Origin of the sequence: Kitasatospora sp. NPDC058190 (assembly GCF_042883685.1) — a bacterium.
GTDB lineage: Bacteria > Actinomycetota > Actinomycetes > Streptomycetales > Streptomycetaceae > Kitasatospora.
The window spans coordinates 1-8,449 of record NZ_JBHVVI010000152.1; the positions used below are offsets into that span (position 1 = coordinate 1).

General features: G+C 73.2%; 7 protein-coding genes. 5 read left to right on the plus strand and 2 right to left on the minus strand.

Annotation, left to right across the window (positions count from 1 at the left end):
- Nucleotides 1-1,498 (plus strand): alpha-xylosidase (gene yicI, locus ACFVWU_RS39845; protein WP_387630414.1); only part of this gene is annotated, 1,498 nt, incomplete at its 5' end.
- 478 nt (nucleotides 1,499-1,976) lie between these two features.
- On the opposite strand, the gene ACFVWU_RS39850 is transcribed toward yicI, so the two are convergent.
- Entirely contained in the window at nucleotides 1,977-2,204 is a 228-nt protein-coding gene (locus tag ACFVWU_RS39850) for a hypothetical protein (protein WP_387630416.1), read from the minus strand.
- A gap of 438 nt (nucleotides 2,205-2,642) precedes the next feature.
- On the opposite strand from ACFVWU_RS39850, the gene ACFVWU_RS39855 reads away from it, so the two are divergent.
- Together ACFVWU_RS39855 and ACFVWU_RS39860 are read left to right on the plus strand one after the other, a co-directional pair.
- Complete coding sequence (locus ACFVWU_RS39855; RefSeq protein ID WP_045694210.1) at nucleotides 2,643-2,846, plus strand: cold-shock protein; 204 nt, start codon at nucleotides 2,643-2,645, stop codon at nucleotides 2,844-2,846.
- A gap of 371 nt (nucleotides 2,847-3,217) precedes the next feature.
- Nucleotides 3,218-4,726 (plus strand): DEAD/DEAH box helicase, encoded by a 1,509-nt coding sequence (locus tag ACFVWU_RS39860; protein ID WP_387630419.1) that lies wholly within the window; start codon nucleotides 3,218-3,220, stop codon nucleotides 4,724-4,726.
- A 155-nt stretch (nucleotides 4,727-4,881) separates the two neighbouring features.
- Here the strand turns inward: ACFVWU_RS39860 and xylA are convergent, their stop codons facing one another.
- Nucleotides 4,882-6,054 (minus strand): xylose isomerase, encoded by a 1,173-nt coding sequence (xylA, locus tag ACFVWU_RS39865; protein ID WP_387630422.1) that lies wholly within the window; start codon nucleotides 6,052-6,054, stop codon nucleotides 4,882-4,884.
- A 94-nt stretch (nucleotides 6,055-6,148) separates the two neighbouring features.
- Here xylA and xylB point away from each other — a divergent pair, with 94 nt between their 5' ends.
- Both xylB and ACFVWU_RS39875 read left to right on the plus strand, forming a co-directional pair.
- On the plus strand, nucleotides 6,149-7,585 hold the full coding sequence (gene xylB, locus ACFVWU_RS39870) for a xylulokinase (protein WP_387630424.1): 1,437 nt from the start codon (nucleotides 6,149-6,151) through the stop codon (nucleotides 7,583-7,585).
- A gap of 72 nt (nucleotides 7,586-7,657) precedes the next feature.
- On the plus strand, nucleotides 7,658-8,449 hold a 792-nt coding region (locus ACFVWU_RS39875; RefSeq protein ID WP_387630438.1), incomplete at its 3' end, for an ROK family protein.

Genomic DNA, 8,449 nt, shown 5'->3' on the forward strand with positions numbered 1-8,449 from the left:
GCCCCCGGCCTGGGCGCTCGGCCTGTGGCTGACCACCTCCTTCACCACCGACTACGACGAGGCCACCGTCAACCGCTTCGTCGGCGGCATGGCCGAGCGCGGCATCCCGCTCAGCGTCTTCCACCTCGACTGCTTCTGGATGCGCGAGTACCAGTGGTGCGACTTCGTGTGGGACCAGGACACCTTCCCGGACCCGGCCGGCATGCTGGCCCGGCTCAAGCAGCAGGGGCTGCGCATCTCCGCCTGGATCAACCCGTACATCGCCCAGAAGTCGGAGCTGTTCGCCGAGGGCATGCGCGAGGGCTACCTGGTGCGCCGTCCGGACGGCAGCGTCTGGCAGTGGGACCTGTGGCAGCCGGGCATGGCCCTGGTGGACTTCACCAACCCCGCCGCCCGCGACTGGTACACCGACAAGCTGCGTGCCCTGCTGGACGTCGGCGTGGACTGCTTCAAGACCGACTTCGGCGAGCGCATCCCCACCGAGGTGGTGTGGCACGACGGCTCCGATCCCGAGCGGATGCACAACTACTACACCCACCTGTACAACCAGGCGGTGTTCGAGCTGCTCCGCGAGGAGCGCGGGGAGGGTGAGGCGCTGCTGTTCGCCCGCTCCGCCACCGCGGGCGGCCAGCAGTACCCGGTGCACTGGGGCGGCGACTGCGAGTCGCACTTCAACGCCATGGCGGAGTCGCTGCGCGGGGGACTCTCCCTCGGCCTGTCCGGCTTCGGCTTCTGGAGCCACGACATCGGCGGCTTCGAGGGCACCCCCACGCCCGCCGTCTTCAAGCGCTGGACGCAGTTCGGCCTGCTCTCCTCGCACAGCCGGCTGCACGGCAGCAAGTCCTACCGGGTGCCGTGGGACTTCGGGGAGGAGGCCGTCGAGGTCACCCGCGAGTTCACCCTGCTCAAGCACCGCCTGGCGCCCTACCTCCAGCGCGCGGCCCAGCAGGCGCACGCCACCGGCCTCCCGGTGATGCGCGCGATGGTGCTGGAGTTCCCGGACGACCCGGCCGCCGCCACGCTCGACCGGCAGTACCTGCTCGGCGACGACCTGCTCGTCGCCCCGGTCTTCACCGAGGACGGCACGGTCGAGTACTACGTGCCCGAGGGGACCTGGACCAACCTGCTGACCGGCGACCAGGTCACCGGCCCGCGTTGGGTGCGCGAACAGCACGGCTTCCACACGCTGCCGCTGCTCGCCCGCCCGGACTCCGTCATCCCGCTCGGCGCGGACGACCAGCGCCCGGTGTCCGCCTGGGCGGAGGGCGTCGAACTGCGGGTCCACGCCTTCGCGGACGGAGCCGAGCGCACCGTCGTGATCCCGCGCAGCGACGGCCCCGGTGAGACCGCCCGCTTCCACCTGTGCCGCACCGGCGACCGCCTCCGGGTGACCACCGACAGCCCGCACCCGTGGCAGCTGAGGATCGGCGGCCCGGACGGCGCCCTGCACGTCTGCCCGGCCGGCACCGTTGAGGCCGAGCTGCCCTACCCGGCCTGAAGCCGGCCCCGGACGCGGGGCCCCGCTCGTCACCGCATGGGCGCGCGGGGCCCCGCCCCCTTCCCGCTTTCCGCCCGACCGACGCCGGAAGTGTCCATGCAGAGCCGCACCAAACGCCACGCCCGCCCGGATCACCGGACTGATCGACCACGAGCGGCGAGCTCGTCGCCGGTTACACCGAAGTCGGCGGCAGCCTCGATTTTGGCCCCGCCCTCCGGCACCGGATGGTGCTCTACCGGCTCTACTCGGCCCTGCTGCTCGTGCTCGAGTGCGGACGCGAGCGGGGTGCTCCGGTCGAGGTGCCACTGGTCGGAGTACCTGAGGTCTCCCACCGTCCAGCTGCTGACGTCGGCGATGGCGATGCGGTACGTGCCCCCGGTGTGTGGCAGGCCGAAGCTGCCCTGCGGGATGCGAGCGACGTGCAGGTGCAGGTGCAGGTGCAGGTGGGTGGGTCGTACGGCGGGCGCGGGCGCTGGGGTCAGAGTTTGAACATCGCGGTGTACGGCTGGGTGACGCGTTCCTGTCGTGATCCGAAGTCGACGAGTACCGCGATGTCGCCGTCACCTTCGACGCCGATGACCCGGCCGAGGCCGTACCCGTCGTGGGTGACCCGGTCGCCGACGGCGAAGTGCTTGCGTGGTGCCTCCACCTGGGGCTTGAAGGGGCTGCTGGGCAGGGGACGGCGACCTGCTGAATATTTCGTCATCCCGTCCAGTATGTGCCCGGTAGCGCGGGCGTGGGAATGTCCGGCGCGGAGAATTTCCAGCCGGACCGCGAAATGCCGCCGGCGGGGCGGGCGCTCCGCACCGCGGAAATCCCGCTGGGGTCAGTCGGTCCCGCCGGGGTGCGGGCACCTGCTCAAGTGGCTTGCTGCTGACGTGTGTTCACGGTTCACTGGGCTCGGAACGGCTGCCCCGCGGGACGGCCTCCGCGAAACCGCGAGTGAAAAATCCCGCCGCGGCGGGCCGTGGCCTGCTACAGTCGAGGTAGTTGCAGTAGTGGTTCCCATGAACTTTGTGTGCGCCTGCTGATGTATTGCAGGCGCATTTTTTGTTCCCCGGCTCTTCCCCGGTGGGCGCTCCATGCGGTGACTCGAAGCCCGCGCTGTGCGTGTTTCGAACAGTCCCTTGAAGGAGATTTTTCTATGGCTAATGGCACTGTGAAGTGGTTCAACTCGGAGAAGGGCTTCGGCTTCATCGAGCAGGAGGGTGGCGGCCCCGACGTCTTCGCCCACTACTCGAACATCAACGCCAACGGCTTCCGTGAGCTGCTTGAGGGCCAGAAGGTCGAGTTCGACGTCACGCAGGGCCAGAAGGGCCCGCAGGCCGAGAACATTCGCCCGCTGTAGTTCCTCTGCCACGGCACCCGCCTGGCAGCGAGGGGCCCGCACCGCGCACATGCCCGGTGCGGGCCCCTCGGTCATCGCGCCACGGCGCATCTTCCCGGCCGTCCAGGCTCCTGGCTCCGCCACCGGCGGCCATCCCCACGCGAGACGCACAGCGCCGCGTCCGGATCGGCGCCCTGCCGTGACAGTTCACGGTTCGAGGTTCTTCGCTCCCGCCCTCCGCGGTGAGCGCCGACCGTAGGTGACGTGCCGCACGGTTCCGCCGTCCGCGCTCCGCCCGTCACACTTCCGGCCCGTTCCCTTGCGGTCTCCACCCGGCGCCCCGCGCCACGGAGCCTTCCTCGTGACGTGCCGCCCCGAGGAAGGTTTCCCGCATGGCCCGCTCCAGTCGCTCCTCGTACCCCAACGCCGGCTTCCGCTCCGCGGCCGGCTCCCGCTCTGGTGGCGGCTCCTTCTACGGCGCCCGGCCCGCCGGAGGCCGACGCCCCTCCGCGCAGGGCGAGTTCGCGATGCCGGTGAGCACCACCCCGGCGCTGCCGGCCGTCGAGTCCTTCGACGAGCTGGACATGCCGAAGGCGCTGCTGTCGGCGTTGACCCGCCAGGGCGTCGCCACGCCGTTCCCGATCCAGGCCGCAACGCTGCCGAACTCGCTGGCCGGGCGCGACCTCCTCGGACGAGGCCGGACCGGCTCCGGCAAGACCATCGCGTTCGGCCTCGCCGTGCTGGCTCGCACCGCCGGGCAGAGGGCCGAGCCGCGTTACCCGCTGGCCGTGGTGCTGGTTCCCACCCGCGAGCTCGCGCAGCAGGTCACCGAGGCACTCACCCCCTACGCCCGCGCCGTACACCTGCGGATGGCGACCGTGGTGGGCGGGACGTCGATCAGTCGCCAGGCATGGCTGCTGAACCGCGGGGCGGAGGTCGTGGTGGCCACCCCGGGACGGCTCAAGGACCTGATCCAGCGCGGCGACTGCCGACTGGACCGGGTCGGCGTCACGGTGCTCGACGAGGCCGACCAGATGGCCGACATGGGCTTCCTGCCCCAGGTCACCGAGCTCCTCGACCAGGTCGCCGAAGGCGGCCAGACCATGCTGTTCTCCGCCACCCTGGACCGCAACGTCGACCGCCTGGTGCGGCGTTTCCTCAAGGACCCGGTCACACACTCGGTGGACCCGTCCGCGGGAGCGGTCAGCACCATGGAGCACCACGTGCTGCACGTGCAGAACTTCGACAAGAACGCCACGATCGCCCACATCGCCTCCCGCGACGGCAGGGTGATCATGTTCATCGACACCAAGCACGGTGCGGACCGCCTGGTCGAGGACCTGCTCGCAAACGGCGTGAAGGCCGCGGCCCTGCACGGCGGCAAGTCCCAGCCCCAGCGCACCCGCACCCTGGAGCAGTTCCGCACCGGCCAGGTAACCGCGTTGATCGCGACCAACGTCGCCGCCCGCGGCATCCACGTCGACGGGCTCGACCTGGTCGTCAACCTGGACCCGCCGGGCGACCACAAGGACTACCTGCACCGGGGCGGGCGCACGGCCCGGGCCGGCGAGTCCGGCACCGTCGTCACCCTCGTCCTGCCCAACCAGCGCCGCGCGATGGCCCGCATGATGACCACGGCCGCCATCACCCCCGTCACCACCAGGGTCCTCGCCGGCGACGAGGACCTGGCCCGTATCACCGGCGCCCGCGTGCCCACCGGCATTCCCACCGTGATCGCCGACCCCGTCGTCGAGCGGCCGCGCCGCAGCCCGTCCACGAGTCGCGGCCGCCGCGGCCGCCCCGCTCATGCCGCCGGCGAGACCCGAGCCGCCTCCGGCCGCGATCAGCAGGGCTCCTCCGGTCGCGGCCGGGGGCCCGGCCGCGCCGCCCGCGTCGCGTAGTACCGCCGGGCCCGGCTCGCAGTGCGGACCTGGCTGGGCCGGGCTCCGCCTTGCGGAGCGTGACCGCCGAATGGACTCTTCGGCAGTAGCGAGCCACGTGGGCGGTGGGAGACGGCCCGGGACCGAGTTCCAGGGCGACGCAGCCGCGCCCCTGCTCAGCGGGCGCCGAGGAGGTGTTCGAGGGCGAGCTGGTCCAGCTGCTCGAAGGCCATGCCGCGCCGGGCGGCGGTGTCGACGTCGAAGTCCTCGAAGGCGGAGCGGTCCGCCAGCAGCCCGGCCAGGCCGTCCCCGGCCGTGGGCAGGGCCAGTTCGGGCAGGCGGGAGGCGACGAGCGCGGCCCGCACCTCCGGGTCGGCCCGGAAGGCGCGGGAACGCTCGGCCAGCAGCAGGTAGTTGCGCATGCAGGCGGCCGCCGAGGCCCACACGCCGTCGAAGTCCTCGGTGCGCGGCGGCTTGAAGTCGAAGTGCCGGGGGCCGTCGTAGCCGGCCGACTCCAGCAGGTCGACCAGCCAGAAGGCCTGCCGCAGGTCGCCCGCGCCGAAGCGCAGGTCCTGGTCGTACTTGATGCCGGACTGGCCGTTGAGGTCGATGTGGAACAGCTTGTCGTGCCACAGGGCCTGGGCGATGCCGTGCGGGAAGTTGAGCCCGGCCATCTGCTCGTGGCCGACCTCCGGGTTGAGGCCGACCCGCTCGGGGCGCTCCAACTCGTTGATGAACGCCAGGGCGTGGCCGACGGTGGGGAGCAGGATGTCGCCGCGCGGCTCGTTGGGCTTGGGCTCGATCGCGAAGCGCAGGTCGTAGCCCTGCTGCTCGACGTACTCGCCGAGCAGGTCGAAGGCCTCCTTCAGCCGGTCGAGCGCGGTGCGCACGTCCTTGGCCGCGCCGGACTCGGCGCCCTCGCGCCCGCCCCAGGCGACGTAGACCGAGGCGCCGAGTTCGACAGCCAGGTCGATGTTGCGGATGGTCTTGCGCAGCGCGTAGCGGCGCACATCGCGGTCGTTGGCGGTGAAGGCGCCGTCCTTGAACACCGGGTGGGTGAACAGGTTGGTGGTCGCCATCGGGACCTTCAGCCCGGCGGCGTCCAGCGCGGCGCGGAAGCGCTTGACGGTGTTCTCGCGGGTGGCGTCGCCCGCGCCGAAGGGGATCAGGTCGTCGTCGTGGAAGGTGACGCCGTAGGCGCCGAGTTCGGCCAGTCGCTGCACGGTCTCGACCGGGTCGAGGGCGGGGCGGGTCGCGTCGCCGAAGGGGTCGCGCCCCTGCCAGCCGACGGTCCACAGGCCGAAGGTGAACTTGTGCGCGGGGGTGGGGGTGAGCGGGTCGCTGGACATGGAGCGGCTCCGGATCAATGCCAGGGGGTGTTTGTCAGGGCTCTCAACAAATTAGTATGCCGAGACGTCAGAAGGAACCCCTCCGGAGGAACGCATGGCTGAGCAACGTGTCGTGATCGGCTTCGACAGCTCGACGCAGTCCACCAAGGCCCTCGCCGTCGACCTCGACACCGGCGCCGTCCTGGGCCAGGGCCGTGCCCCGCACACCGTCAGCACGGGCGCCGGCCGCGAGAGCGACCCCGAGCAGTGGTGGCGGGCGCTCGGCGAGGCCGCGGCGGCAACGGGCTGGGCGGACCGCGCGGCCGCCGTCTCGATCGGCGGCCAGCAGCACGGCCTGGTCACCCTTGACGCGTCCGGGGCGCCGGTCCGCCCGGCACTGCTCTGGAACGACGTCCGGTCCGCGCCCCAGGCCGCCGAACTCCAGGCCGCCATCGGTGCGGCGGAACTCGCCCGCCGCACCGGCAGCGTCCCCACCGCCGCCTTCACCGCCCCCAAATGGGCCTGGCTGCGCGCCAACGAGCCCGCCGCCGCCGAGCGCGTCGCCGCCGTCCGGCTGCCGCACGACTTCCTGACCGAGCGGCTGACCGGGGAGGCGGTCACCGACCGGGGCGACGCCTCGGGAACCGGCTGGTGGGGGCCGGACGGCTACGACAAGGACGTCCTCGACCGCGTCGGCCTCGACCCGGCCCTGCTGCCCCTGGTCCTCGCGCCGGGCACACGGGCCGGCGTCGTGCGCCCGGGCACCGCGCTGCGCGAAGGGACGCCGGTGGCCACCGGCACCGGCGACAACATGGCCGCAGCCCTCGGGCTCGGCCTGCTCCCCGGGCAGCCGGTGCTCAGCCTCGGCACCTCCGGCACCGTCTACGCCGTCGGCCGCACCAGGCCCGCCGACCCCACCGGCACCGTCGCCGGCTTCGCCGACGCCCTCGGCGCCTGGCTGCCGCTCGCCTGCACGCTCAACTGCACCCGCGCCGTCGACCGCTTCGCCACCCTCCTCGGCCGCGGCCGCGGCCGCGAGGAGGTCGAGGACGGCGGCACCGCGGTCGTCCTGCCCTACCTGGACGGCGAGCGCACCCCGGACCTCCCGGGCGCCTCCGGCCTGGTCCACGGGCTGCGCCACGACACCACCCCGGGTCAGTTGCTCCAGGCCGCCTACGACGGCGCCGCCCACGCCCTGCTCGCCGCGCTGGACGGCGTGCTGCGCGCGGGCGGCGCGGACCCGGCGGGCGACGAGCCGCTGCTGCTGATCGGCGGCGGCGCCCGCGGGCAGGCCTGGCAGCGGACCGTGCTGCGGCTCTCCGGCCGGGCCGTCCAGGTGCCCGACGCGCAGGAACTGGTCGCGCTCGGCGCCGCCGCCCAAGCGGCCGCGCTGCTCACCGGTGAGCCCGCCGACGCGGTGGCCCGCCGCTGGCGGACGGCCCACGGCCCGGTACTGGACCCGGTGAAGAAGGACGAGGAGGCGCTGATGCGGATCGGCGATACCCTGCGTCGGGCCGGGGCCTTGCAGGGCGCTCCGGCAGAGGACCGGTAGGAGGAGCGGCGCGTGACGGTGGTCGGCAAGGTGGGCAGCAGCGGGGAGAACGGACCCGCGTCGCAACAGGACATGCGCCGGCAGAACCTCGCGGTGGTTCTCGGCGCGGTCGCCGCGCACAGCCCGCTCTCCCGCGCGGACGTCGCCGGACGCGTCGGGCTGACCAGGGCGGCCGTGTCCTCGCTGGTCGACGAGCTGATCGGGCGCGGCGCGGTGACCGAGGCGGCGGCCACCGCCAGTGGACGCCCCGGCCGACCCGGACGGGCGCTGGCCGTGAGCGGCGAGGGCCCGGCGGGCCTCGGCCTGGAGATCGGCGTCGGTCACCTCGGCGCGTGCGTGGTGGACCTGCGGGGCGAGCCGCGCGTGTGGCGCCGGGTGGAGCGGGCCAACGCGGGCCGGCCGGCCGGGGAAGTGCTGGCGGAGGTCGCCGCGCTGGCCACTGCGGCGGAGGCGGAGGCCGCCACCCTGGGGCTGCGCGTCGAGGGCCGGATCCTGGCCGTGCCCGGGGTGGTGCCGAACGAACCCGGCGGACTGGTCGAGCGTGCGCCCAACCTCGGCTGGCGCGGTGTCAGGCTCCGTGACCACTGGCCGGACGCGGACACCGTGCCCGAACCGGAGAACGAGGCCAACCTCGGGGCGCTGGCCGAGTACTGGAACGCCGGGCAGCCCGTGGAGACCTTCGTGCACGTCTCCGCCGAGACCGGGATCGGCGCCGCCCTGGTCATCGACGGGCGGCTGTTCCGGGGCGCCCGGGGCTTCGCCGGCGAACTCGGCCACCTCCCCGTCCACCCGGACGGCCCCGGGTGCGCCTGCGGCGCCCGCGGCTGCCTGGAGCAGTACGCGGGCGAGGCGGCCGTGCTGCGC